The sequence below is a fragment of the Pararhizobium sp. IMCC21322 genome (assembly GCF_030758295.1).
GTDB lineage: Bacteria > Pseudomonadota > Alphaproteobacteria > Rhizobiales.
The window spans coordinates 1,554,460-1,579,448 of the sequence record NZ_CP132335.1 but is presented as its reverse complement, the minus strand read 5'-3'; the positions used below and the strand labels follow the sequence as shown (position 1 = coordinate 1,579,448).

Annotated in this window: 25 protein-coding genes; 16 read left to right on the top strand and 9 right to left on the bottom strand. The window is 52.9% G+C overall.

Going from position 1 to position 24,989, the window contains the following annotated elements; all coding sequences use genetic code 11:
* Positions 1-46: 46 nt before the first annotated feature.
* The 5 genes from RAL91_RS07640 to RAL91_RS07620 all read right to left on the bottom strand — a co-directional run bounded on the left by RAL91_RS07640 (position 47) and on the right by RAL91_RS07620 (position 4,822).
* Positions 47-985 carry a sugar ABC transporter substrate-binding protein gene (locus RAL91_RS07640; protein WP_306261107.1) on the bottom strand — a complete coding sequence of 313 codons (939 nt, stop codon included), beginning with the start codon at positions 983-985 and terminating at the stop codon, positions 47-49.
* Positions 982-1,980: an ABC transporter permease gene (locus tag RAL91_RS07635; protein ID WP_306261105.1), complete on the bottom strand. Its 999-nt coding sequence runs from the start codon at positions 1,978-1,980 to the stop codon at positions 982-984. Before RAL91_RS07635 ends, RAL91_RS07640 begins: the two co-directional genes overlap by 4 nt.
* A complete protein-coding gene (locus tag RAL91_RS07630) occupies positions 1,980-2,978 on the bottom strand; it encodes an ABC transporter permease (RefSeq protein WP_306261103.1) in 999 nt (332 codons plus the stop codon). The genes RAL91_RS07635 and RAL91_RS07630 overlap by 1 nt, the downstream gene beginning before the upstream one ends.
* Positions 2,975-4,474 carry a sugar ABC transporter ATP-binding protein gene (locus RAL91_RS07625; RefSeq protein WP_306261101.1) on the bottom strand — a complete coding sequence of 500 codons (1,500 nt, stop codon included), beginning with the start codon at positions 4,472-4,474 and terminating at the stop codon, positions 2,975-2,977. The genes RAL91_RS07630 and RAL91_RS07625 overlap by 4 nt, the downstream gene beginning before the upstream one ends.
* A 114-nt stretch (positions 4,475-4,588) precedes the next feature.
* Positions 4,589-4,822 carry a hypothetical protein gene (locus RAL91_RS07620; RefSeq protein WP_306261099.1) on the bottom strand — a complete coding sequence of 78 codons (234 nt, stop codon included), beginning with the start codon at positions 4,820-4,822 and terminating at the stop codon, positions 4,589-4,591.
* Positions 4,823-5,180: 358 nt separating this feature from the next.
* On the opposite strand from RAL91_RS07620, the gene RAL91_RS07615 reads away from it, so the two are divergent.
* The 9 genes from RAL91_RS07615 to can all read left to right on the top strand — a co-directional run bounded on the left by RAL91_RS07615 (position 5,181) and on the right by can (position 14,945).
* Positions 5,181-5,855: a GntR family transcriptional regulator gene (locus RAL91_RS07615; protein ID WP_306261097.1), complete on the top strand. Its 675-nt coding sequence runs from the start codon at positions 5,181-5,183 to the stop codon at positions 5,853-5,855.
* A gap of 191 nt (positions 5,856-6,046) precedes the next feature.
* Positions 6,047-7,558, top strand: a complete 1,512-nt coding sequence (locus RAL91_RS07610) for a UxaA family hydrolase (protein ID WP_306261095.1) — start codon at positions 6,047-6,049, stop codon at positions 7,556-7,558.
* Between the two features lie 151 nt (positions 7,559-7,709).
* Positions 7,710-8,453, top strand: a complete 744-nt coding sequence (locus RAL91_RS07605; RefSeq protein ID WP_306261093.1) for an SDR family NAD(P)-dependent oxidoreductase — start codon at positions 7,710-7,712, stop codon at positions 8,451-8,453.
* Positions 8,454-8,936: 483 nt separating this feature from the next.
* Entirely contained in the window at positions 8,937-10,286 is a 1,350-nt protein-coding gene (locus tag RAL91_RS07600) for a substrate-binding protein (RefSeq protein WP_306261091.1), read from the top strand.
* Between the two features lie 88 nt (positions 10,287-10,374).
* Positions 10,375-11,406, top strand: coding sequence for a branched-chain amino acid ABC transporter permease (locus tag RAL91_RS07595; protein ID WP_306261089.1), 1,032 nt, complete (start codon positions 10,375-10,377; stop codon positions 11,404-11,406).
* A 3-nt stretch (positions 11,407-11,409) separates the two neighbouring features.
* Positions 11,410-12,615, top strand: coding sequence for a branched-chain amino acid ABC transporter permease (locus RAL91_RS07590; RefSeq protein WP_306261088.1), 1,206 nt, complete (start codon positions 11,410-11,412; stop codon positions 12,613-12,615).
* Between the two features lie 11 nt (positions 12,616-12,626).
* A complete protein-coding gene (locus RAL91_RS07585; RefSeq protein WP_306261086.1) occupies positions 12,627-13,385 on the top strand; it encodes an ABC transporter ATP-binding protein in 759 nt (252 codons plus the stop codon).
* A complete protein-coding gene (locus RAL91_RS07580; RefSeq protein ID WP_306261084.1) occupies positions 13,382-14,158 on the top strand; it encodes an ABC transporter ATP-binding protein in 777 nt (258 codons plus the stop codon). The genes RAL91_RS07585 and RAL91_RS07580 overlap by 4 nt, the downstream gene beginning before the upstream one ends.
* Positions 14,159-14,339: 181 nt before the next feature.
* Entirely contained in the window at positions 14,340-14,945 is a 606-nt protein-coding gene (gene can / locus RAL91_RS07575; protein WP_306261082.1) for a carbonate dehydratase, read from the top strand.
* Positions 14,946-14,949: 4 nt separating this feature from the next.
* On the opposite strand, the gene RAL91_RS07570 is transcribed toward can, so the two are convergent.
* From RAL91_RS07570 to RAL91_RS07560, 3 genes are all read right to left on the bottom strand, one after another.
* The gene (locus RAL91_RS07570; RefSeq protein WP_306261080.1) at positions 14,950-15,618 is read right to left on the bottom strand and encodes a DNA-3-methyladenine glycosylase I; all 669 of its coding nucleotides are present in this window, start codon (positions 15,616-15,618) and stop codon (positions 14,950-14,952) included.
* Between the two features lie 28 nt (positions 15,619-15,646).
* The gene (locus RAL91_RS07565) at positions 15,647-16,051 is read right to left on the bottom strand and encodes a DUF427 domain-containing protein (RefSeq protein WP_306261078.1); all 405 of its coding nucleotides are present in this window, start codon (positions 16,049-16,051) and stop codon (positions 15,647-15,649) included.
* Positions 16,052-16,124: 73 nt separating this feature from the next.
* Positions 16,125-17,366, bottom strand: coding sequence for a urate hydroxylase PuuD (locus tag RAL91_RS07560; RefSeq protein ID WP_306261076.1), 1,242 nt, complete (start codon positions 17,364-17,366; stop codon positions 16,125-16,127).
* Positions 17,367-17,482: 116 nt separating this feature from the next.
* Here RAL91_RS07560 and RAL91_RS07555 point away from each other — a divergent pair, with 116 nt between their 5' ends.
* The 7 genes from RAL91_RS07555 to RAL91_RS07525 all read left to right on the top strand — a co-directional run bounded on the left by RAL91_RS07555 (position 17,483) and on the right by RAL91_RS07525 (position 24,197).
* Positions 17,483-18,400 carry a LysR family transcriptional regulator gene (locus tag RAL91_RS07555; protein WP_306261074.1) on the top strand — a complete coding sequence of 306 codons (918 nt, stop codon included), beginning with the start codon at positions 17,483-17,485 and terminating at the stop codon, positions 18,398-18,400.
* A gap of 166 nt (positions 18,401-18,566) precedes the next feature.
* Positions 18,567-19,964 carry an allantoinase PuuE gene (gene puuE / locus RAL91_RS07550; RefSeq protein WP_306262844.1) on the top strand — a complete coding sequence of 466 codons (1,398 nt, stop codon included), beginning with the start codon at positions 18,567-18,569 and terminating at the stop codon, positions 19,962-19,964.
* 18 nt (positions 19,965-19,982) lie between these two features.
* Positions 19,983-20,831 carry a bifunctional allantoicase/(S)-ureidoglycine aminohydrolase gene (locus tag RAL91_RS07545; protein WP_306261072.1) on the top strand — a complete coding sequence of 283 codons (849 nt, stop codon included), beginning with the start codon at positions 19,983-19,985 and terminating at the stop codon, positions 20,829-20,831.
* Positions 20,832-20,833: 2 nt separating this feature from the next.
* Positions 20,834-21,328, top strand: a complete 495-nt coding sequence (locus tag RAL91_RS07540) for an ureidoglycolate lyase (protein ID WP_306261070.1) — start codon at positions 20,834-20,836, stop codon at positions 21,326-21,328.
* 52 nt (positions 21,329-21,380) lie between these two features.
* Positions 21,381-22,778: a uracil-xanthine permease family protein gene (locus tag RAL91_RS07535; protein WP_306261069.1), complete on the top strand. Its 1,398-nt coding sequence runs from the start codon at positions 21,381-21,383 to the stop codon at positions 22,776-22,778.
* A gap of 476 nt (positions 22,779-23,254) precedes the next feature.
* Positions 23,255-23,527 (top strand): helix-turn-helix domain-containing protein, encoded by a 273-nt coding sequence (locus RAL91_RS07530; protein ID WP_306261067.1) that lies wholly within the window; start codon positions 23,255-23,257, stop codon positions 23,525-23,527.
* Between the two features lie 112 nt (positions 23,528-23,639).
* On the top strand, positions 23,640-24,197 hold the full coding sequence (locus RAL91_RS07525; protein ID WP_306261065.1) for a SulP family inorganic anion transporter: 558 nt from the start codon (positions 23,640-23,642) through the stop codon (positions 24,195-24,197).
* On the opposite strand, the gene RAL91_RS07520 is transcribed toward RAL91_RS07525, so the two are convergent.
* A protein-coding gene (locus RAL91_RS07520) for an IS5 family transposase (protein WP_371932440.1) occupies positions 24,169-24,923 on the bottom strand; the annotation gives its coding sequence in 2 pieces (ribosomal slippage) (positions 24,169-24,579 and positions 24,582-24,923; 753 coding nt in all). The genes RAL91_RS07525 and RAL91_RS07520 overlap by 29 nt on opposite strands.
* Between the last annotated feature and the right edge of the window lie 66 nt (positions 24,924-24,989).

Below are 24,989 nucleotides of genomic sequence, written 5' to 3'. Positions count from 1 at the left end.
TTATGCAGTGGAAGACTGGCCCGGAATACCGGGCCAGTCCTTAGTATCAAAAAGCCGGTTCTACGGACTCAACATTGTCTTTCGTTACGACGGTCAACGGGATTGGAAGCCGGCTATCGACTTCCTTGCCATCGAGAATTTCCGCCATTGTATCAATCGCAAGTTTTCCGTCTTCGATCGGAGACTGAACGATAGTCGCGTACATCTCGTCGGTGCGAATTGATTCAAACGCATCCTTCTGGCCATTAATGCCGACGATGGGAGGGGTAGGCTTAGACGGGTTTGCTTCTTTCCATGCATCAATGAAGCCACGTGCCATCGTGTCATCATTGGCATAGACGCCTTGTATCTTGTCACCAAACCGGGTGATCAGATCGCGACTGACAACAAGCGCTTTTTGTTGATCGAAATCAGCATTGACCGTGTCAAGAATCTCGATCTGTGCATTGGTTTCCTTGAGACGATCTACAAAGCCGGCAACCCGTCCAATGGTCGTGCCATTGCCAGCCTGACCTGCGATAACGACGACAGTCCCCTTGGCGCCCATTGCCTCGCTGAGGGCATCAGCAGCCATTTCGCCTTCCTCATAGACATCGGGTCCTGTGAACGACTTGATAAACTGGTTGGCTGCCTCATCCATTGGAGAGTTGATCAGGATGGATGGAATGTCGGCCTGTTGAGCGCGTGCCAAACCCGGGATATAGGCTTGAGGGTCCAGCGGCCATAGAATAATGCCGTCGACACCGCGCGCAACACAGGTGTTAAGCTGCTCAGTGCCCTTCTGCACATCAAATTCCTGGCTAAGGCTCAGGATTTCGATACCCAGTTCTGCAGCACGTTCCTGCAGTGCCAGATTAGCTGGCGTGACGTAGGCGTGGGAATCAGCCGCCGTCACATAGCAAACGGTTTTCGCGTAACCCATGCTTGTGGATGCCAGCATCGCAGCGGTCACTGCGACATAAATCATACTCTTCTTGCCAATCATTTTTTTCCTCCTGTGGTGATTGGATTCTGCGTTACGAGAAGGGGGATTGCGCCTGCAGTCCTCCCTCTTGTGTGTACGGTTCGGTCGAGCACCACCAACAGGATCAGGATAAGTCCTGAAACGACCTGTTGGATGTACGCGGGAACCGATTGAAACTCCATGGCCATGGTCAGCGCAGCCATGATCAGCACGCCGCCAAGGGTGCCGAGCGCAGAGCCGCGCCCGCCCTCAAGTCTGGTACCGCCAACCACCACGGCAGCGATGACAGCGACGGTTAATTCCGATCCAAAAACAGGCGACCCTGTATTGGTTACAAGACTTTGCAGAACGCCAGCGACGCCCGCCAGCGATCCGGCGAAAACAAAGCCGAAGAAGATGATCCGACCAGAGCGGATGCCACTTTCCTCTGCGGCAGTGGGGTTTGATCCGACCGCGAACACGTTTCTGCCCGGAATGGTGCGCGTCAGCCAAACATGCAAAAGCACTATCAAGACGATGAAAAGAGTGCTGCGTATGGAGAAGATATCAAGATAGATCTGCGCCATGGTGAGCGAGAACATTATGTCAATGCCACTCACTGGCTGACTGTTTGTGATCCAGTGCGCCACAGCACGGAAAATCAGCATGGTCGCAAGCGTCAAGACCAGAGAATTTACCTTCAGGCCAACCACCAGCAATCCATTGATTGCCCCGGACAGGCCACCGACCAGAACACCTACAAAGGCAGCAGGCAAAATGCCGATGCTTGGTTGCAGAATAACTGAAACTATGCCCGCGAGCGCAAAAATGGCGCCACCGGACAGGTCGATCTGACCGGCAATCAGCAACACCGTCAATCCGGTAGCAATCAGGCCAATTGCGGCGGCCCGATCAAGGCCCAGACTGAGGGTCGTTCCACTCAGATAACCTGGAACGATCAGCCCGGATATTGTGAGCGTGAGGGCCAGAATAATGGCGACCCTATGCTTTAGGATAAGCGCAATCATGCGAGGCATCAGGCAACGCCCCGCTTGCGTAGAGCTGAATCCATTCCCACTGCGCCAGCGATCAATATGCCAAGCACAAACCCTTGGACCGGCGTCCGCACGCCTTCGAGCACCATCACATTGGTCAACAATTGCACGAAGATCAGCCCCGCGATTGCGCGCGGCACTGAGCCAAAACCGCCCATGATGGATACGCCACCAACCACGACGGCGGTAATTGCGCTGAACTCGTAGCCCTGACCGATGAGTGGCCGGGCGCTCTGGAGCGTGAGACCAAGCAGGCCACCACTGATGCCGGCTGCCAATGCAGTAATCACGAATGCTCCGGCCTTAACCGCCTTCACGGGCACCGCACTTGCTTCCGCTGCGCTGTAATTGCCACCGGTTGCAAGTGTCCATCGCCCCCAGAATGAACGGGAAAGAATGAAGTGACCGATCAGCGCTATGATCAGAAAAATGAGAACCACGACAGGAATGCCAAACAGGCGACCTTTGACGAATTCTGCAGAGCTTGGATTTGCGCCATAGACAATGACACCGCCAACAGCCGCTTGAACAATGCCCAAGGCAACCGTGCCTATGCCAAGGGTCGCGATGATGGGATTAACGCCCAGATATCCGACCAGAGCTCCGTTTACAGATCCGATCAACCCGGCCAGCGCAACCGCAACAATGAAGGCAGGGACAGGCCCGATAATGGGTTGCAATCCAAGAGACAGAATGGCTCCGCACGCAATTGTGGCAGGAACAGAAAGATCAGCCAGACCGCCAACTACAAGAACAAATGTCATGCCAACAACAACAATGCCGATGATCGACATTGACGTCAGGATATTGAGGAAATTTCCTGTTGTGAAAAATACCGGGCTGGATATGGAGCCATAAAGAATTACGATTACAATTGCCAAGGACAATCCGGTTTTTGACAGCAGATCAACGAGCCGGCTGCCTCGCGCGAAACGTTCATTGGAGCTCTCGCTGTTGATTTCTGAAGCAATCTCGCTCACGCCACCTCCTCCCCGGTGGCCAAAGCCATAATTCGTTCTTCGGTCAAATCCTGACGATCAATAGGCGGCGATGCCTGCCCGTCACGCATCACCACAATCCGGTCGCAAACCCCGAGGATTTCCGGTAATTCCGATGAGATCATCACGACGGCCATTCCGTCCGCGACGAGTTGTCCGATGATGTGATGAATTTCAGCCTTGGCGCCCACATCCACGCCGCGTGTGGGCTCGTCAAGAATGAGTACGGATGGCGTTGCAGCAAGCCATTTGGCTATCACGGTCTTTTGCTGATTTCCCCCTGACAGGAGATTGACGCGTCTTTCCGGATCTGGTGGTGAGATTGAAAACTGCTTTACATACTGCTCAGCCAGAGATCGGTCCGCATTTCTTCTTATCCGGCCCAAAGTGGTCAGTCTTTTCAAAACAGGAAGGCTGATATTCTCCCGGATCGACATACCTGGAATAATTCCATCACCTTTTCGATCTTCCGGCACGTAAGCGATCCCGGCTTTGACAGCCTCGGCCGGTGAATTGATGACGATTTTTTCGCCCTTCAGGGTAAGTGTGCCCTCCACCACATCAGCAAGGCCAAATATGGCCCGTGCCACTTCTGTGCGTCCGGCACCAACCAGCCCAATCAAGCCCAGTATCTCCCCTTCCCGTACATCAAAGCTGACATCACGAAAATTCGATCCGTCACTGATCGCGTTGACACGCAGAACAGGCTCGCCAATCCTGGCAGGGCTTTTGGGGAACACGTTGCTGACTTCGCGGCCAACCATCAGCTGGATCATGTCACTTGCAGAAACCCCTGCAATTGGTCGCGTTTCGATCATGCTTCCATCACGAAGCACTGTTACTTCATCCGCGATCTCAAGCACTTCCTTCAAGCGATGGCTGATATATACAATTGCAATGCCGGCATCGCGCATTTTGCGCAGAATCCTGAAAAGCGCGGCTGTTTCATGCTCACTCAGGCTCGACGTCGGCTCGTCCAGAACGATGATCCTGGGGTCGGCAGCATAGGCCTTTGCAATCTCGACCAATTGCTGCTGGCTAATCGACAGATTTCCAAGGCGTTCCTGAGGATTTATGGCCGTCCCCTGCTCTTTCAGAACTGCGGTGGCTTTCTGCAACATCTCTTTCTTGTCGAGAAAACCCCATTTGCCCGGCATGCGGCCCAGATAGACGTTTTCTGCCACGGTCAGATCGGGAACCAGATTCAGCTCCTGATGAACCATCCGAATTCCAAGGGCCTGCGCATCAGCAGGGCGACGCAATCGCGCCTCAACTCCACCCACCTCAATGGTCCCGGATGTGGGTTGGTAAGAGCCGCTGAGGACCTTCATCAGTGTCGACTTACCGGCGCCATTCTCACCGACCACAGCGTGAACGGTGCCAAATTTTACTGAAAAGTTGACATCGGAAAGCGCCTTGACCCCCGGAAATGTTTTGCTGATGCCCCTCATATTCAAGGCGTAATCTGCTGAGTTCATTTCAGGTTTCGGCTCCTACCCCACCAGGCTCTGATCCATCCCACCAAGCCTTTAAATTTGACGTTATACTAATATAATAGTGGTTTCAAGGGGGGATTAAGCTGTAGATATTCATCACTGCGCCAGTTGGTTAAAACCGATCGCATTTGCCGCGAAAACTGTCTTTGGTGGCTTCTCATTGGGGATAGGAGCGGAACCAAAAATTCTGAGCGGGCAGGCCATGAAATGGAAGGTGTGTGCCGGGAAAAGTAACGCCTCAATCAAGCTGACGTGGCCCACCGAAAAGTTGGACTGGTTAGAATGGAGCCACGTTGCGACACCTTTGGTGATGCGCCCCTGCTCCGTCATGGCAGACACTGCACTGTCTGAATGCATCTGGTGACACGCACCACAATCCGCCTGCCAAAGATGCTGATGTGAGCCCACGATCAACGTCCCTCCAGACATGGGTGATATGGCTTGGATGATACGGGTTTTCGACTGCAACCCTCAAGCCAGCTTTCGGTTGCAGCGCAAGAAACAATGTGTATATTGCAATTATTACACTAATATAATAGTTGCAACAAGGCCTTCCCCAATGCGCCATGAGCGAGCAGCAAGGATGGCAAAACTCAAGAAATTTGCCGCGCGGATGACGGCTTCTGCGTTTGACATTCTATTGTGATAGTGATCCTTTCGGAGCCAAATAAGAAAAGTGAGGGGCGGGATGGAACTTGATCCCAGTACTTTGAACCGGGCACTGCCGCTTCGCGATCAAATCTATCAGAAAATTCGCACGATGATTGTCAGTGGCTCAATGCAGCCCGGAGAGACCATCAACGAAGTAGCGATTGCCGCAGCTCTCGGTGTGTCCCGAACGCCTGTACGGGAAGCCGTAAAACGCATCAGCGATGAAGGCCTCGTCAAAGTTCTGGCGCAGACAGGCACTTATGTTGCCCCCATTTTGCGTGATGATCTGGAAGAAGCCTATGTCATCCGCCGGGCATTGGAGATGGACAGCGCCCGGCGTGCTGCCGACAAGTTTACGCCCTCTGCAGGTGAGACGCTTGAGGACAATATTGCGGCCCACCGCCTGGCAATATCCCGCGGGAAGTTCGCCAACGCCATTCAGCTCGACGATGACTTTCACCGCACTATTGCGGAAATCTGCGGTTTTCCAATGATCTGGCGGGCCGTTGATATTTCGAAAGCACAAATGGATCGTGGGCGTTATCTGGCGATTCCCAAACCCGGCTATGGCGAACAAACCATTCAACAACATCAGGCTATTCTTGATGCGCTGAAACGTCATGATGCTGAAGGCGCGGCTGAAGCCATGCGGGATCACCTGGAAACATCGTTTCACAACACGCTTGAAGTGGCGGCTGACCTTCTTGGTTGATATCAAAAGCGACCTCTGAAACGTGCCGCAGAAGCCTTTCACAACGACTGACAATTACCCAATAATTTAAGGCAGAGGTTTTCTTGAAGTCGGCGCAGATGCTTGACCATAATCGTTCTATTATATTAGTATACATTTTGACATTCACACGATTGTCCACATGATCGTAAAACCTTCAGTGTTTGGAATTAATGGCTCGTTTCATAAAGCTCTCGAATACCGACAACATTCTTCTTGCAATCGACCCGCTGAAGGCTGGCGACCCTGCCGGGGACGTGATTGCCAAAGCCCGAATCCCGAGCGGACATAAAATGGCAATTCGCGATATCTGCGCTGACGAAGCGATCACGAAATACGGCCAGACCATTGGCTTTGCACGTGAGCCGATTTCCGCTGGTGACTGGGTGCATGAGCACAATGTCTATGTGCGCGAATTCGAACGCAATTATGTATTCGGCACTGAAGCCAAGCCTACTGCGATTGTACCGGAAGCAGACCGCGCCACTTTCATGGGATATAGCCGGGCGAACGGCAAAGTCGGCACACGCAACTATATTGCTGTCCTGACTTCTGTGAATTGCTCGGCCAGTGCAGCCCGTTTCATAGCCTCTGAAGTCAATAATTCGGGTGTGCTGAAAGATTTCCCCAACATTGATGGTGTGATCTCGCTTGTTCACGGCACCGGCTGCGGGATTGATGTGAAGGGATCGGCCTACGACGTTCTGAAGCGAACCCAGTGGGGATTTGCTACAAACCCGAATGTTGGCGGCGTGCTGATGGTCGGCCTGGGCTGTGAAGCGTTCCAGATTCCACGGTGGATGAAGACCTACAACATAGAAGAAAGCACCCTCTTTCGCACATTGACTATTCAGGAAGTCGGCGGCACGCGCAAAACCGTGGAAGCCGGTGTAAAGGCCATTATTGAGATGTTGCCGACCGTCAACGCCGCGCAAAGAACCCCTCAGCCTGCATCAGAGCTTCTTTTGGCGCTGCAATGTGGTGGTTCTGACGGGTATTCGGGAATTAGCGCCAATCCTGCTCTGGGCGCAGCTGTTGATCTCCTTGTCGCTCAGGGCGGCACGGCTGTGCTTTCAGAAACGCCGGAAATCTATGGGGCTGAGCATCTGCTGACATTGCGGGCCGAGACGCGCGATGTTGGCGAAAAACTCATTGAACGTATTCGCTGGTGGGAGGATTACACTGCCAAGCACGATATGGAGATGAACAACAATCCTTCACCGGGCAATAAGCTGGGCGGGCTGACGACCATTCTGGAAAAATCTCTGGGCGCGGCTGCCAAAGGTGGCAGCACAAATTTGCGTGCCGTGTTTGAATATGCCGAAACTATCACGGAACGTGGCCTCGTCTTCATGGATACGCCGGGTTATGATCCAGTCTCAGCTACCGGACAAGTTGCCGGCGGTGCAAACGTTCTTTGCTTCACCACCGGACGCGGGTCTGCCTTTGGTTGCAAGCCAACCCCTTCCATCAAACTGGCTTCCAATTCCTATATTTATAAACAGATGAATGAAGACATGGATATCAACTGCGGAGACATTCTTGATGGTGTAACTTTGACCGAAAAGGCCGAAGAAATTTTCGCAGAAATTCTTCGCGTCGCGTCCGGCGGCCAAACCAAATCAGAAGCGATTGGCTACGGTGATAATGAATTCGTACCTTGGAGCCTCGGCGCCACGATGTAATCGATCCTGTGCCAAAATCGCATTCTGCCAGGTCAATTAGCCCCGCTTCCCCAGCCCTTGTGTCCGGGTCTCCAATATATAAATGTTGAAATCTGTTTGGATTCAGCATTACAGAAAACCAAGATTTTTAAACGCAGGAGAAATACCCAGCATGAACAAGATTGATTTAAATAATCAGCACGCCGTTGTGACCGGTGGCGCTCAGGGTCTGGGGTTTGCAATGGCCAAGCGTTTCGTCGCCTCTGGAGCCACTGTTACTCTGTGGGATATGGATGAAGAACGTCTTGCGAGTGCAAAACAGGAACTCGGTGAGGCCGCGAGCACAATCTTTGTCGATGTTTCCGATTGGGACGCAGTCGACGCCGCGCGCTCTGAAACTGACGGATATGGTGATATCTCGATCCTGGTTAATTCGGCAGGAATCGCGGGACCAGCTGCGCCCCTTGATGTCTACGATATCGACATGTGGAAAAAGGTCATGGACATCAATGTCAATGGCACCTTTTACGTCAACAGGGCGATTGTGCCCGGCATGAAGACGCGAAATTATGGACGCATTGTCAACATCGCCTCTGTCGCTGGCAAGGAAGGCAACCCGAATGCTGCAGCCTATTCAGCGTCAAAGGCCGCAGTGATTGGACTGACCAAATCACTAGGCAAGGAATTGGCCGAATATGACATTGCGGTAAACTGCATCTCTCCGGCAACGGCGCAAACCCGTATTCTTGAGCAGATTACAGCAGAGCAAATCGAATATATGCGCTCGCGTATTCCGCGCGGCCGCCTTCTCGAGGTTGATGAAGCCGCCGCTATGGTGGCATGGCTTGTCAGCAAGGAAAACAGCTTCACCACGGCAGCAACATTCGATCTGTCAGGTGGCCGAACGACGTTTTAAGGCAAGCTGCAGACATAGACTGCTCGGATTGATCGGGAAATCAGCGCAAAAGAGAAGGTTACTTCCATCGCCGATTTTCGCGTTCAAACCTGAACGAGTGCTGCAATTGATTTTGCAGCACTGCGGGCCTGAGAAGGATTCACCCGTTTGCCACCGATTTGCGTGGCGGCAACGGCATTCCAGCCGAAACTTGCCCCAAAATCTCCTTCAAAATTTGCGTGTCAAAAATCAACATTGGCACTGAACTGCGCATGGCTTTCAGCTCTGCATTGCGCGAAGCCGTTTCTGCCAATTTGCCAGGCAGCTCCTGATGGGTATTGGACACAATAACGGGTCTGGCGGCACCGGCACTAGCCGAAAGTCGTGTTGCGCATTTCTCTGGAATTCTAGAAATTGTGTGGATCGCGAATAAAAATAAAAAAACACGCGAGGGGTTCGCAATCGCTTCATGCGGTTGCCGGGAAACGTTAGAGGATAGCTAATATGATTGATCTTAAAATGAATCGTCGTGGCCTGATGAAGGGTGCGGCTGCTGTGGGTGTAGGCCTATCAGCGCCACAGTTTTTCATTCGTGGCGCAAATGCATTTACGAATGAGCCAACGGGCGACAGTGTGACCCTTGGCTTCAACGTGCCACAGACTGGCCCATACGCTGATGAGGGTGCCGATGAGTTGCGCGCTTATGAGCTTGCGGTGGAGCATCTGAACGGCGGCGGAGATGGTGGCATGCTCGCCACGTTCAGCTCCAAGACGCTCGAAGGTAACGGTATTTTCGGCAAAAAAGTCGAATACGTAACCGGGGATACACAGACCAAATCTGACGCTGCCCGCGCATCGGCTCGCTCGATGATCGAAAAAGACGGTGCCGTCATGATCACTGGCGGTTCATCCTCCGGTGTGGCTGTGGCTGTGCAGGCTCTGTGTCAGGAAGCTGGCGTTATCTTCATGGCAGGTCTGACCCACTCAAACGACACAACCGGCAAAGACCGCAAAGCAAACGGTTTCCGCCACTTCTTTAACTCCTACATGTCCGGTGCTGCACTTGCACCTGTGCTGTCAAAAGCTTACGGAACAGACCGCAAGGCCTATCACCTGACAGCTGACTACAACTGGGGTTACACCACAGAGCAGGCTGTTCGCGAATCGACCGAAGCTATGGGCTGGGAAACTGTCAACGCTGTGAAAACACCGCTGACACAGACCGACTTCTCATCCTATATCGCTCCGGTTCTGCAGTCTGGCGCCGATGTTCTGGTTCTGAACCACTACGGCGGCAACATGGTGAACTCGCTGACAAATGCTGTTCAGTTTGGCCTGCGTGCAGCGCAAGCCAACGGCAAGAACTTCGAAATCGTTGTGCCGCTCTATTCGCGCCTGATGGCCCGAGGTGCCGGTTCCAACGTTGCCGGTATTTACGGATCCACCAACTGGCACTGGTCGTTGCAGGATGATGCCTCCAAGGCTTTCGTGAAATCCTTCGGCACCAAATACGGTTTCCCGCCCAGCCAGGCAGCTCATACCTGCTACGTGCAGACCCTTCTTTATGCTGATGCAGTGAACCGTGCAGGTTCCTTCAACCCATGTGCGGTTGGCGAAGCTCTGGAAGGCTTTGAGTTTGATGGTCTTGGTAATGGACCGACACTCTATCGTGCGGAAGATCACCAGTGCTTCAAGGACGTTCTTGTTGTGCGCGGTAAAGAAAACCCGGAAAATGAGTTCGATCTTCTGGAAGTTGTGGAAGTCACGCCGGTCAGCCAGGTCATGTATTCCCCTGACCACCCACAGATGGGCGGCGCAGAAGCGACACTTGGAACTTGTAACCCGGGCGCATAAGCCTGAGTTGATTCAAATGGCCGGTCGCGCAATGTTAGTGCGGCCGGCCTTATCGTAAACGGCTCGGTTTCAAAGGGGTGGGATCAAAATGGAAGTCTATATTCAGCAGATGGTGAACGGGCTCGACAAAGGGTCCGCCTATGCTTTGATTGCTCTCGGTCTGACGCTGATCTTCGGCACCCTTGGCGTGGTGAACTTTGCGCATGGCGCCTTGTTCATGATCGGTGCATTTTGTGCCGTGACACTCAGCCGTATCCTGACATTCAGTCACGAAGTGGTTGATGAGACACGTACTGACTTTCTGGGCAATCCGGCAAAGGTGGATGTGCCTTACATTTATGATTTTTTCGGAGAGGCCACGGGGTCCGTCATTATTGATTGGGCCGTGCCGCTTTCCATCTTATTCGCCATACCCGTCATGATCGTCATTGGGGTGATCATGGAACGTGGCCTGATTCGCCATTTCTACAAACGTGCCCATGCAGACCAGATTCTGGTAACATTTGGTCTTGCCATCGTGTTGCAGGAAATCGTCAAATATTTCTACGGTGCCAATCCAATCCAGACCCCCATGCCGGATGCATTTGAAGGCGTGTTCGACATTGGTGCCGTGATCGGGTTTGGTACAGGCGAAATCCTCTATCCATACTGGCGCCTGATCTACTTTGGCTTTGCCATGGTGATTGTGGCAGCCGTGTTTGCCTTCCTGCAATTCACGACCTTTGGCATGGTGGTGCGCGCTGGCATGGCCGACAGGGAAACCGTTGGCCTGCTTGGGATCGATATCGACAAGCGCTTCACGCTTATGTTCGGCATCGCAGCCGCTGTGGCTGGTCTGGCGGGAGTGATGTACGCGCCCATTGTATCGCCCAACTACCATATGGGCATGGATTTCCTTGTGCTCTCCTTCGTGGTCGTTGTTGTGGGAGGTATGGGCTCGCTGCCAGGCGCTGTACTGGCCGGGTTTTTGCTCGGCATTCTGGAAAGTCTTGCCTCTCTTCAAGAAGTCGTGGCGCTCGTTCCCGGCATCAATCAGGTCATCATCTATCTGGTGGCGATCATTATTTTGCTCACACGCCCGCGTGGTCTTATGGGCCGCAAAGGCGTGATGGAGGATTAGGCCATGCTTGGATTGAACAAAAAAGATTTTTTGCTTCTAGTGATTGTCACCATGCTGACCATGCTGGCGCCATTCGTGCTGAACCCCTTTCCGGAAGGTTCGGCGCTGGCCCAGTTCAATGCTGGTTATCCTGATCTCATGCAGCGATTTGTGATCTTTGGTATTTTTGCCATTGGCTTCAATATTCTGTTTGGTCTGACTGGCTATCTGAGCTTCGGCCATGCGGCATTCCTCGGCGTGGGATCCTATGCTGCAATCTGGATGATGAAACTGCTGACCATGAATGTGATCCCGGCGATCCTCGTGGCAGTCGTGGTCGCCGGTCTGTTCAGTGTCGTCGTCGGCTATATTTCGCTGCGCAGATCAGGCATCTATTTTTCCATTCTGACTCTGGCCTTTGCAATGATGTCCTATCAGCTCGCCTATTCCGTGCTGACCCCCATCACTGGTGGAGAGACCGGTCTACAGCCAAAAGTGAATGATCCGCGTCTGCTGGATGGTGCATTGGTGGATGGCGCTACACCCACTGCCAATCTGTTTGGTCTGTCGATGCGCTCAAGCTATGAGCTGGAAATCGGAAATTGGCTCTTCACCTTCAACGCTGGCTATTATGTAGCGGCCGTGGTGATGCTGTTGAGTTTCTATCTAGCCATCCGCATCTTCCGCTCGCCTTTCGGCATGATGCTGCGTGCCGTCAAATCCAACCAGAATCGCATGAAATACACCGGACTCAACCCCAAGCCCTACACATTGGCGGCCTTTGTCATTTCAGGCATGTATGCAGGTCTGGCTGGCGGTCTGATGGTGGCCATGGATACCCAGGTGGGGCCTGAACGCATGTTCTGGACAGCCTCGGGTGAGGTGGTCCTGATGACTATCTTGGGTGGCGTTGGAACGCTGATTGGACCCGTATTAGGTGCTGGTGCGATCAAATACATGGAAAACATCATTTCCAAGATCAACACGGAAATTCTGCATTCCTGGTTTTCTTTCCTACCTGATGGATTGGAAGATTTGGTTGTGAACCTCACCTATCCTTTCATCGGTAAGGGCTGGCATTTGACCCTTGGCATTGTGTTCATGCTGGTGGTCATCTTCCTGCCAGGTGGCCTGGTTGAAGGAGCCCAACGCATTGCACGGCTACTCCGCCGCAAGGATAAATCAAGCGGCATGCCCCCGGCATCCGCAAAAGCCGAACCAGCAGAGTAAGGACAAGCGCTATGGGTATTTTGGAAGTCAGCGGTGTCAACAAGCGCTTTGGTGGATTACAGGCACTTGGTGATGTCAATCTTGATATCGTGGAAAATACCATCCACGCTATCATCGGACCTAATGGAGCTGGTAAATCCACCTTGCTGAATTGCCTTATCGGGAAGCTTGATCCGGATACTGGCTCGGTGATGTTTGATGGAAAACCAGTGCTTGGTCTTGCCCCACACCAGATCAACCAGATGGGTATTTCGAGGGTCTTTCAGACGCCGGAGATCTTTGCCGATTTGACGGTTCTTGAAAATGTGGTGATCCCCTGTTTTGCCAAACGCGACGGCCCGTTCCGCATGCATGCCTACGAATCCGTGTCCCACGAACATGACCTTATGGACAAAGCGGAAAGCATCTTGCGCGACTTGAACATGCACACGAAGAAAGACATGCACGCAGGCGCTCTGTCACGCGGCGACAAGCGTCGGCTGGAAATGGCGATGTGCCTGGTGCAAGAGCCAAAGCTGCTGCTGCTTGATGAACCAACCGCTGGCATGGCACGCGCCGATACCAACAACACCATCGATCTGCTGAAAGAAATCAAGGAAAAACGCGACATTACAATGGTCGTCATCGAGCATGACATGCATGTGGTGTTTTCGCTTGCTGAAAAAATTTCTGTGCTGGCACAAGGCTCGATCATTGCCGAGGGCCTGCCACAAGACATCAAAGGCAACCCAAAGGTTCAGGAAGCCTATCTGGGAGGAGCACAATTATGAACGACACGTTAGTCCAAGGCTCCGGCCCAACACCTGGCGTTGCCCCCAGCAAGGCAGTCGGTGGTCAACCAGCCTATTTCTCGGTTTGGGACATTCACGCCTATTATGGTGAGAGCTACATCGTGCAAGGCGTCAGCTTCAATGTGCGCGAAGGCGAAATTGTCGCGCTTTTGGGCCGCAATGGTGCTGGCAAAACATCCACCTTGCGCGCCATTGCACGCATGGACGACCCGGCCCTGAAACACGGAGAGATCTGGCTTGATCGCCAGCCGCTTCATGAAATGAAATCATACCAGGCGGCTCAAAATGGTATCGGCCTCGTGCCAGAAGACCGACGGATCATTCAAGGTCTGACCGTTGAAGAAAATCTGAAACTGTCCCAGATTGCACCGCCTCAGGGCTGGTCACTGGAACGTATCTACGATTTGTTCCCGCGTCTTGCCGAGCGTCGCAATCAAGAAGGAACAACGCTTTCTGGCGGCGAGCAACAGATGCTCGCGCTTGCCCGCATTCTTGCGCGCGATATCAAACTGTTGCTTCTGGATGAGCCTTATGAAGGCCTGGCTCCGGTGATTGTTCAGGAAATTGAGCGCACGCTGGAGGAGATCAAATCCCTGGGCATGACCACAATTATTGTGGAGCAAAATGCCATTGCCGCTCTGCATCTGGCAGACCGCGCGATTATTCTGGATATGGGTAATATCGTGTTTGACGGCACTGCCCAGGATGTTCTGGATAATGAAGAATTGCGTCAGGAATATCTGGCGATCTGATTGCAGAAACGCAAACACTTGAAAGCAATAAGTATTCTCTTTGGACCGGCTCCGCATTGCCGCACGCCGCAATTTGCGCTGTTGGCAGGCCTGATTAAATTATCGCCTATGGATAGTCTTGGTGATCATGCCTCGTCTATGGTGTCAAACAGCCGAGACGATTCATTTCAGGGAATGCCCAATGCTTGACGATCTGCTTGACCATAATCTGCGCTGGGCCACGGAGCGATCCAAAGAGGACCCAGAATATTTCAGTCGCCTGTCATCGCTTCAACGCCCGGACTTTCTGTGGATCGGATGCTCCGACAGTCGCGTGCCTGCCAATGTGATTACGGGTCTGGAGCCCGGCGAAGTGTTCGTTCATCGCAACGTTGCCAATCTGGTCCACCGCGGCGATATGAATCTCCTTTCAGTGCTGGAATATGCCGTTGAGAGCCTTGAGGTGAAGCGCATCATCGTTTGCGGACACTATGGCTGTGGTGGCGTCAGGGCTGCCATTGATGGGCAGCGGCACGGTCTGATCGATCATTGGCTCCAGCCGGTCCGCGATGTCGCGACAAAGGCGCATGAGGAACTCTCATCCATCACCAATGAGGAAGAGCGTTTCAACAGGCTTTGTGAATTATCGATTGAGACACAGGTGGAAACCCTGTCGCGCACGCCAACCATACAATCGGCCTGGCGTGATGGAAAAGACATTGAAATCCATGGCTGGGTTTACGGCCTGACTGATGGTCTGTTGCGTGATCTGGATTGTACTTGCGGATTACACCCTGACAAAATCTAGAGCATCAACCAATGCTCATCGCCAGAACACGGCTGACTTCCTTTAGTGATCTGCCGGATTGGGAAGTCCAGACATTGAAAGCATCCTGAACGGCACGCATGGATTTTTGTGAGCCTGGTGTCTTGTCGACAACGCCTTCTGCAATCAGGCGTGCCGTCACGTCGCGAGACAGAATAAAGCTGTCGCACCCCATAAAACGCAAACAATATTGCCCGGTCATACCGCCCAATCTTGATCCGCGTTTTTTCAAAAGTGCCAACAGGCCGACGAAATCATTTGAAGGCCAATCCGCAAATGCCTTGGCGGCGCTGCCATGTTCGTTGGCCAGATCAATCAGAAAAACGGCGTTTGCCTGAACTGAACGGATTTTGGTTCCGTGGCGGACAATCCGTTTGTCGGAGACCAGATCCGCCAAATCTTCATCGGTCAGCATGGCGCAGCGCCCCAGATCAAAACCATGAAACGCAGCTTCAAAACCGGGCCACATCTTGTCGACAACTTTCCAGTTGAAGCCCGCCTGAAAAACGGATTTGGACATGCCGGAGAGCCAGCGATCATCGCTGATCTGCTTGATGTCTTCCACATTGGCGGGCGGCTGCAAGAGTTTGCTCAGCGCGTCCACCCCGCCCTTTCGATCTGCCGCAATTTCAAATAAGGCATCAAATGAACGCATAGTGTTCAAGCCTCCCCTGACGTTTAACCTAAGCTTTCTGGCCTATTTCCTCTACCACGACCTGATCAGGATAAAATGCAATCAGCCCCTTCAGGGCTTCGGTTGCAGCAAGGGGCCTGTCATAGGTCCAGGCAATCGGCTCATCACCTGTATGGGCGAAATAACTGGCATCGCCTTTCAATGGGCAATGGGTGCTTTTTCCAATAATGGGAACCAGATCCACCTGCACATCGGCCTCGGGAATGTAGAAGACAGGATCATAAATATCCCTGCCCACTTCTGTCAGTCGAAGTGCCGCTTCTGTGTCTGCCAAAACCTGACTGTCTTTGAGAATGCGAATGCGCCGTGGCACCGGCTTCAGACGCATGAAATGCCGTGGCTCATCCTCACGGTGGATGGTTTGGGTTGCTAAAGTCACCTGGTCGCGCTGCATAATGAACCTTCCTTTTTGAAAGGATATGGGCGTTTGGGCAGCGGAACACAATAAAATCTATGGCAACGCCTGATCAGGAACCGCTTTGTGCAGCGCGGAACCAGTTGACGATAATTCGGCGCTCGTCTTCTTCCATCCAGCTGACATTGGCTGGCGGCATGGCATGGGTTACACCCGCTTGCAGAAAAATAGATCTGGCATGTTGGGCAACCTGCTGCGGCGTTTCCAGACGCACGCCCTTTGGTGGCCACAAAATGCCCTCCCAAACAGGTTCGTTTGCGTGGCACATGGAACAGCGGGTTGAAACAATGCTGCTGACCTCTTCAAAAGACGCGGCATCAACATATTTCTGCTGAGTGGGCGTAATCACCGCCGCCGCTGCATCCTCTGCCTTATCCGCCTGATAGAGCGGTGCCAGAGACAACAGCATGATAACCGAAAAAATCAGGGCGGTTGCAAGCCATGTCCATGTGGGATCGCCGGTCCGGGCATGACGACAGTTGAAGTAATGGCGAATGGTTACGCCCATCAGAAACACCAGACTGGCGATAATCCAGTTGTATTCCGTCGCAAAGGCCAGCGGATAGTGGTTGGACAGCATGAAGAAGATCACTGGCAGGGTCAGATAGTTGTTATGGGTTGAGCGCTGCTTGGCGATGATGCCGTATTTCGGGTCCGGCTTGCGCCCGGCCTTCAGATCAGCCACCACGACTTTCTGATTGGGGATTATGATGAAGGCCACATTGGCGGACATGATGGTTGCGGTGAAAACGCCCAGATGCAACAGCGCTGCGCGCCCGGAAAACACCTGTGTGAACCCCCAGGACATGGCCACCAGAACGCCAAACAGCAAGACCATCAAGAAAGTGCTGTTCTGCCCCAGGCGGCTTTTGCAAAGCTGGTCATAAGCCAGCCAGCCGAACACGATAGAGGCAAGAGAAATAGCAATGGCTGTCATGACGGAGATATCGGCGACAGCAGGATCGATCAGATACAAATCCGCGCCCAGATAATAAACCAGCCATAGCAGGGCAAAACCGGAAACCCACGTCATGTAGCTTTCCCATTTGAACCAGGTCAGATGCTCTGGCATTTCAGCAGGTGCAACCAGATATTTACGCAAATGATAGAAGCCGCCACCGTGAACCTGCCACTCTTCCCCTGAAACGCCGTCTGGCATATTGGGCGCTTTGGTCAAGCCCAAATCCAGCGCTATGAAATAGAAAGAAGATCCAATCCAGGCGATTGCCGTGATGACATGCACCCAACGCACTGCGAAGTGCAGCCACTCGGTGAAAATTGCCAGATCATACATGCCCTGTCTCCTGTCGGCTGCTCTTTGAGTACACTATGGATGGTTCATATTATTTTGAATAGCGCTCAAATTCTCCAAGACTTTCAAATTTTTCCAAAAGATCGTAGTTTCAGGGCATGAGCTATGTTGTCAATGTACGCATGTTTGTGCGGGTTTTTGAACTGGGAAATATGTCGGCCGCTGCACGGGATCTGCGTGTGTCTGCCGCAGTTGCCTCAAGCCGAATAGCGGAACTGGAAAAACACCTTGGTGTGCGGTTGTTTAACCGCACGACGCGCCGCCTGCAACCAACCGAGCATGGCAAGGTGTTTTACAGCGGTGCCACTAAAGTTCTGGAAACCATTGAGGACGCAGAAGCGGCGGTGATGGAAATCACACGAAATCCGCGTGGGTCCATTTTTGTGGCAGCTCCACTTGGCGTCGGGCGGCAATTCATCGCGCCACACGTACCGCCCTTCAAGGACCATTACCCGGAAATTGATGTGCGGCTGCGCCTGTCAGACCGAAAAATCAACATGGCCGAGGAAGGACTGGATGTTGCTTTTGTTCTGGGCCATCTGAAGGATTCAAACCTCAAAGCCCGGATGATTGCCGACTGTGACCGGGTGCTTTGCGCTTCTCCGGACTATATCAAAGTGCGGGGTCATCCTGCCCATGGCAGTGAATTGGCAAATCGGCAGCATGATTGTCTGCAATTGCGCTTTCCCGGCTCGCCGGAATTTCGCTGGCTGCTGCAGACCGGGGACGGACCGAACGGTTTCGAAGTGGCAGGCCCGTTTGAATCCGATGATGGTGATGTGCTTACCCAATGGGCACTGGAAGGACGTGGCATTGTCAACAAGCCGGTCTTTGAAGTGGTCGAACATCTGAAATCCGGTGCATTGGTTGAAGTTGCCAAGGCCACACCGCCGGTACCTGTGCAATTGGCATGCCTCTATCCTCACAGAACTTTTCAGGACCCAAAAATCCGCCTGTTCATTGATTTCATGATTGCAAAATGTCGTATGGAGTTGGACAAGCGGAAGCTGGTTTGAGGACTATGCTCGCCACCTGCTCGCTCCTTCGGCTTCAAAAACTGCCCCTATAAGCGCGAAACTCTTAATTGGTTTTTTTGAAAATCAACCTCATTGTTTTGCTATATTGTTAAATAACGACTGGTCGTGTTCTGGGGGAATCAATGTGAGTCGCTATCCGCGTGATATGCAAGGCTATGGTTCCAGAACACCAGATCCGAAATGGCCTGGTGGCGCAAACATCGCCGTTCAATTTGTCATTAATTACGAAGAAGGCGGGGAGAATAACATTCTCCACGGCGATGCGGCGTCCGAAGCCTTCTTGTCGGAAATTGTCGGTGCTGCAGCATGGCAGGGTCAGCGGCACTGGAATATGGAAAGCATTTACGAATACGGCGCCCGCGCCGGATTCTGGCGGCTCCATCGTCTGTTCACTGAATTGGATATTCCAGTCACTGTTTATGGTGTGGCAACGGCCCTCGCCCGGTCTCCGGCTCAGGTAGCGGCCATGCAAGCGGCGGATTGGGAAATTGCCAGTCACGGCCTCAAATGGATCGAATACAAGGACTATACGCCTGAGGATGAGCGTGCTGATCTGATGGAAGCCATTCGCTTGCATAAGGACGTGACAGGCAAGCGCCCCCAAGGCCTGTATATTGGGCGCTGCTCGATGAACTCTATTGATCTGGCGACAGAAGAAGGTGGCTTTGACTACCTTTCGGACAGCTATGCTGATGATCTGCCGTATTGGCACCAGAGCGAGGACCGCGACCAGTTGATCGTTCCTTACACGCTTGATGCCAATGATATGCGCTTTGCGACACCTCAGGGCTTCAATTCCGGCGACCAGTTTTTCACCTATCTGAAAGACAGCTTTGATGCGCTTTATGCAGAAGGTGCGGCTGGTCAGGCGAAAATGATGAATATCGGACTGCATTGCCGACTGATTGGCCGACCGGGCCGTGTCATGGCCCTGCGCCGATTCATGGAATATGCAAAGTCCCATGAGAAAGTATGGTTTGCCCGGCGCATCGATATTGCGCGGCATTGGCAGAAAACCCATCCTGCGCCCGCAAGAACATCCGCCCCTTCACAGATGGAAAAACGTGTTTTCGTTGACAGTTTTGGCGGCGTTTACGAGCATTCGCCCTGGATTGCCGAACGTGCTTTCGATGATGAGTTGGGACCCGCGCACGATACAGCGCTTGGCTTGTCCTACGGGCTTGCACGTAAATTCCGTTCTGCCAGTGACGACGAGCGGCTGGCTGTTCTGACAGCGCACCCGGATCTTGCCGGAAAGCTGGCAGCGGCAAAACGGCTGACAGCTGAATCCACATCCGAACAGGCATCTGCCGGCTTGGATGCATTGACCGATGCCGAGCGCGCCGAATTTCAGAAGCTGAATACAGACTATACGGACAAATTCGGCTTTCCGTTCATCATTGCGGTGAAGGGGCTGACCAAGGACGCGATCCTGTCAGCCTTCCAGACCCGCATCAATCATGACCGCGAAACGGAATTCTCTGAGGCCTGCCGACAAGTTGAGCGCATAGCGCTTCTGCGCCTGAGCGATATGCTGCCATGACAACGGGATGGAACGATTTTGACTAACCCCACCTATTACGCGCCCCATGGCGGCCTGCCCGAGCAGACCCAGTTGCTGACAGACAGGGCAGTGTTTACCGATGCCTATGCGGTGATTCCGAAAGGCGTTCAGCAGGATATCGTTACCAGCTTTCTTCCGTTCTGGGAGAAAACCCGGCTATGGGTTCTGTCACGGCCCTTGTCAGGATTTGCGGAAACCTTCTCCCAATACATTATGGAAGTTCAACCCGGCGGTGGCAGTCAGAAACCTGAGCTCGACTCCGATGCTGAGGGTGTTTTATTTGTCGTTGAAGGCGCGTTGACGCTGACCATAGAGGGCGAAACGCATGAATTGGCACCGGGCGGTTATGCGTTCCTGCCACCGGGAACAGCCTGGACCGTTCTGAATTCTGGTACGGATGCAGTGCGGTTCCACTGGGTTCGCAAAGCCTATGAATTTGTTGAAGGCATTGATGGGCCTCCGCCGTTCGTGACCCGCGAGCAGGATGTGGCACCCATTCCCATGGCCAAAACAAATGGCACATGGGCGACAACCCGCTTTGTCGAACCTGACGATATCCGCCATGACATGCATGTAAATATTGTGACCCTTGAACCCGGTGCGGTCATTCCATTTGCGGAAACCCATGTCATGGAGCACGGGCTTTATGTGCTGCAAGGCAAAGCGGTCTATCGGCTTAATCAGGATTGGGTGGAAGTCGAGGCTGGCGATTATATGTGGTTGCGCGCCTTTTGCCCGCAGGCCTGTTATGCGGGCGGCCCGGGCCAATTCCGCTATCTGCTTTACAAGGACGTCAACCGCCATATGAAGCTGACAGTCGGCGCTTCAGGCACCGGGAGGCGTTAGGGATGAGCCTTACCCTTCAGACCCAATCACTGAGCCAGGATGCATTTGCTCCATTTGGTGATGTTCTGGAGATTGGCGATAAGCCTGACATGATCATCAATCAGGGCCTGTGCAGCCGCTTTCATGATCTTGCGAGGATCGATATTGTCGGCAGCGACGCGACAGCCGGCATCAGTTTTTTCAACTCTGAAGCGCGCAGCCTGCCCTACAGACTTGATATGATGGAACGTCATCCACTGGGCAGTCAGGCCTTCATTCCCATGACCGCCCACCCATTCCTGACCATAGTAGCGCCGGATACAGACGGGAAACCCGGTACACCACTAGCGTTCATCACCACACCCGGACAGGGTGTGAATTACCACCGAAATACCTGGCATGGCGTACTGACACCATTGTCCGAGCCGGGCTTGTTTGCCGTTGTTGATCGCATTGGCGATGGCAAAAATCTGGAAGAGCACTGGTTTGAAACCCCGTATGTAATTGCGGACAACTGACCAATGTTGAACTGACCCAATTGGGTTTTATTGCTCGTCATAGGAGGCAATCATGACAGCAGACACATCTATCGGAACCCCGGAGCAACTCCGCGATCCGAACTACACACCCCCACTGCACAAAGCAGTGCCATTGGGCATTCAGCATGTTCTGGCCATGTTTGTGTCAAACGTAACACCAGCCATCATCATTGCAGGGGCTGCGGGATTTGGATTTGGGTCCAATTCGCCGGATTTTCCTGAACTGATCTATCTGATCCAGATGTCGATGTTCTTTGCTGGCATCGCCACCCTTTTGCAAACAATCGGATTGGGACCGGTTGGCGCAAGGCTGCCGATTGTGCAGGGGACAAGTTTTGCATTTGTACCCATCATGATTCCACTGGTGGCCGGCAAGGGCGTTGATGCGCTTCCTGCCTTGTTCTGTGGCGTGATTGTGGGTGGTCTGTTCCATGCCCTGATCGGCACATTCATCGGTCGCATCCGCTTTGCCCTGCCTCCGCTGGTCACCGGCCTGATCGTGACAATGATCGGTCTGGCACTGGTAAAAGTGGGCATTCAATATGCTGCGGGCGGCGTTCCAGCCATCGGCACACCGGAATATGGCAGCCTGTTGAACTGGTCTGTGGCTCTGGTGGTCATTGTGGTCACATTGGGTCTGAAGTTCTTCACAAAAGGCATGCTCTCAGTATCAGCAGTGCTTCTGGGATTGATCGCGGGCTATGTTGTTGCATATGCACTTGGCATGGTGAGTTTTGACAATGTGGGTCGTGCAGCAGATTTCGCTGTTCCCGATCCGCTTCGTTATGGTTTTGAGTTCAGCATTGCAGCGATTATCGGCTTCTGCCTGATGGCTTTCGTGTCGGCGGTGGAAACCGTTGGTGACGTGTCTGGTATCACAAAAGGTGGTGCAGGCCGTGAAGCAACCGACAAGGAAATCACCGGCGCGACTTACGCCGATGGTATCGGGTCAGCCTTGGCTGGCATCTTTGGCGGCCTGCCGAACACCTCTTTCAGCCAGAATGTCGGCTTGATTGCAATGACCGGCGTCATGAGCCGTCACGTGGTGACCATTGGTGCGCTATTCCTGATTGCAGCCGGTCTGGTGCCGAAAGTGGGTGCTGCGATTTCCACCATCCCCATTGAAGTTCTGGGTGGCGGCGTCATTGTAATGTTCGGAATGGTTGTGGCAGCTGGTGTGTCCATGCTGTCTGATGTGAACTGGAACCGACGCAACATGGTCATCTTTGCTGTGGCCCTGTCCATAGGTCTTGGTCTGCAATTGGAGCCAGGTGCCCTGCAGCATCTGCCCGACACGATCAGGCTTCTGGCCACCACAGGCCTGCTGCCTGCGGCGGTTATTGCGATTGTTCTCAACCTGGTACTTCCGGAAGAATTGTCCGATGAGCAAACGGATGAAATCTCCGGCGGGCATGCCGGACACGACTGAACTTCAAAAGTTCTGAACTGAGCTAAAACGAAAGGCCCCGCTTTGGCGGGGCCTTTCCGAGTTATAGGACAAGCATCCTTCCAACCTGTCGGCCGAATGACCGTCCTCACCTGCCTGACCTATCAAGAATTTTCTACCAACCGAAGCTGCTCCTCGGCACGCCGATGTGAGCAAAAATTGAGGGTCCTAAAATACCTAAAATGGAAGGAGGCGCTACAAACCGCGTGGGTCCGCTGTGCGGACAAAGCGACCAAGCCCACCTGCCGCTAACAGACGGATGTTCCATATATTCAATTATGCGGCAAAGACCGCTATGCGGGCTTCTTTGCTGGCACTGAATACCTTTGATGAACGGTCTTTGCGTACGGAAGTGAGGCTCCTCCATATAATGAATAATATGCCATTATTCATGTTTGAAACATCATTATATTTGGCTTATACATTTATATTAGGTGCTAACAAAAGAGAGCGAAACCATGATCACTGCTTCACAGTTGCGTGCCGCTCGAGCACTTCTTGGAATAGATCAAAAAACTCTCGCCGCTATGGCAGGCGTTTCATTGCCAACGATACAACGGATGGAAGCGAGCGATGGTAATGTCCGTGGCATCATCGACACCCTTACCAAGGTGGCGGCAGCCCTCGACAAAGCGGGTATAGAACTCATCGGGGATTACGCACGCAGCGACCCAGGCGGGCGTGGGGTTCGACTTAAAAACCCAACGTCTCTGTCTGGAAGGCCGCACTAAATATCAGCCAAGTCGCGACGGCGACCGCCGACAGCTCTGCCGACGATTTCACCGCTCAAAGCTGCATGAAGCGAGAGGTAGAATCTCTCAAATTTAACAATGGGCTCTCGAAATGCGTCAACCAAAGATTCTCACAACAATTCAGACTTATAGCTGGCAGCTTTTTGTAAGTGACCTACTGGCAGGGGCAACAGTTGCCATGGTTGCCCTACCTTTAAGTCTCGCCATTGCCATTGCTTCTGGTGCTGACCCAGCCAAGGGGATTGTGACCGCTATTGTCGGCGGTTTTTTGATCTCGCTCTTTGGCGGCAGTCGCGTTCAGATTGGTGGCCCGACTGGGGCGTTCATCGTCGTTGTGTTCGGGGTCATTGCCCAACATGGCTATGATGGCCTTGTTCTGGCAACCTTTATGGCAGGCATCATCTTGCTCATTGGGGGCTATTTTCGCGCAGGGAACCTGATTGCCTTTGTTCCAGAGGCCGTGGTGAACGGTTTCACCATTGGAATTGGCATCATTATTGCCACCAGCCAATTAAAGGATTTCCTTGGTTTGGCCGTCGATAAGGTCCCCGCCGATTTTTTGGAAAAAATTCCCGCGCTATGGGATGCGCGGGAAACGCTCAGCCTAGGGTCCGGACTCTTTACAGCCACCATACCACGGATGCGATGAGGCACAGTGCAGCCATATAGGTTTTGAGTTTTCGGTCATAGCGGGTTGCTATTCGTCGGAAATCCTTGAAGCGATTGAAGGTGCGTTCGATGATGTTTCGCTCACGGTAGAGTTTCCTGTCGTAGTGATATTGGATTTTGCGATTTGAGCGTGGCGGAATGACTGGAATAGTGCCACGGGACGTCAGCCAATCACGAAATGCCGTGCTGTCATAGCCCTTGTCAGCGATAAGATGTGTTGCAGGTGGCATGGCTGCCAGACATTGATGCGCTGCCTTGTGATCACTGGTGTTTCCTGGAGTTATCGCCAGAACACACGGCCTTCCACGTCCATCGGTCACGCAGTGGATTTTGGTCGTTCTTCCGCCTTTTGATAAGCCGATACCATGAGCCAAGGCCCCCCTTTTGCACCACTTGAAGAGCGGTGCGCCTTGACGATTGTACTATCGATCATGAGCCTGTCCGGAACATCTTCACGCCCCGCAAGTGCGGAGAAAATATCTTCCCATATGCCGCGTTCTGCCCAGCGTTGGAACCGATTATACAGGGTTTTCCTGGGACCGTAATCAGCAGGAGCGTCCACCCACCGACCGCCGGAGCGGATGACATGGACAATGCCACTCAAAACACGGCGATCATCAACACGTTTCAAGCCACGTGTGTTGCTTGGCAATAGTGGTTCAATACGAGCCCATTGTGCATCGGAAAACCAAAACAAATCAGACATTTGCAATCCTCCAAAAAAGGGGATTGAATCACATAACAAAACAATTGGGAATCCCGTTAAAGGGTC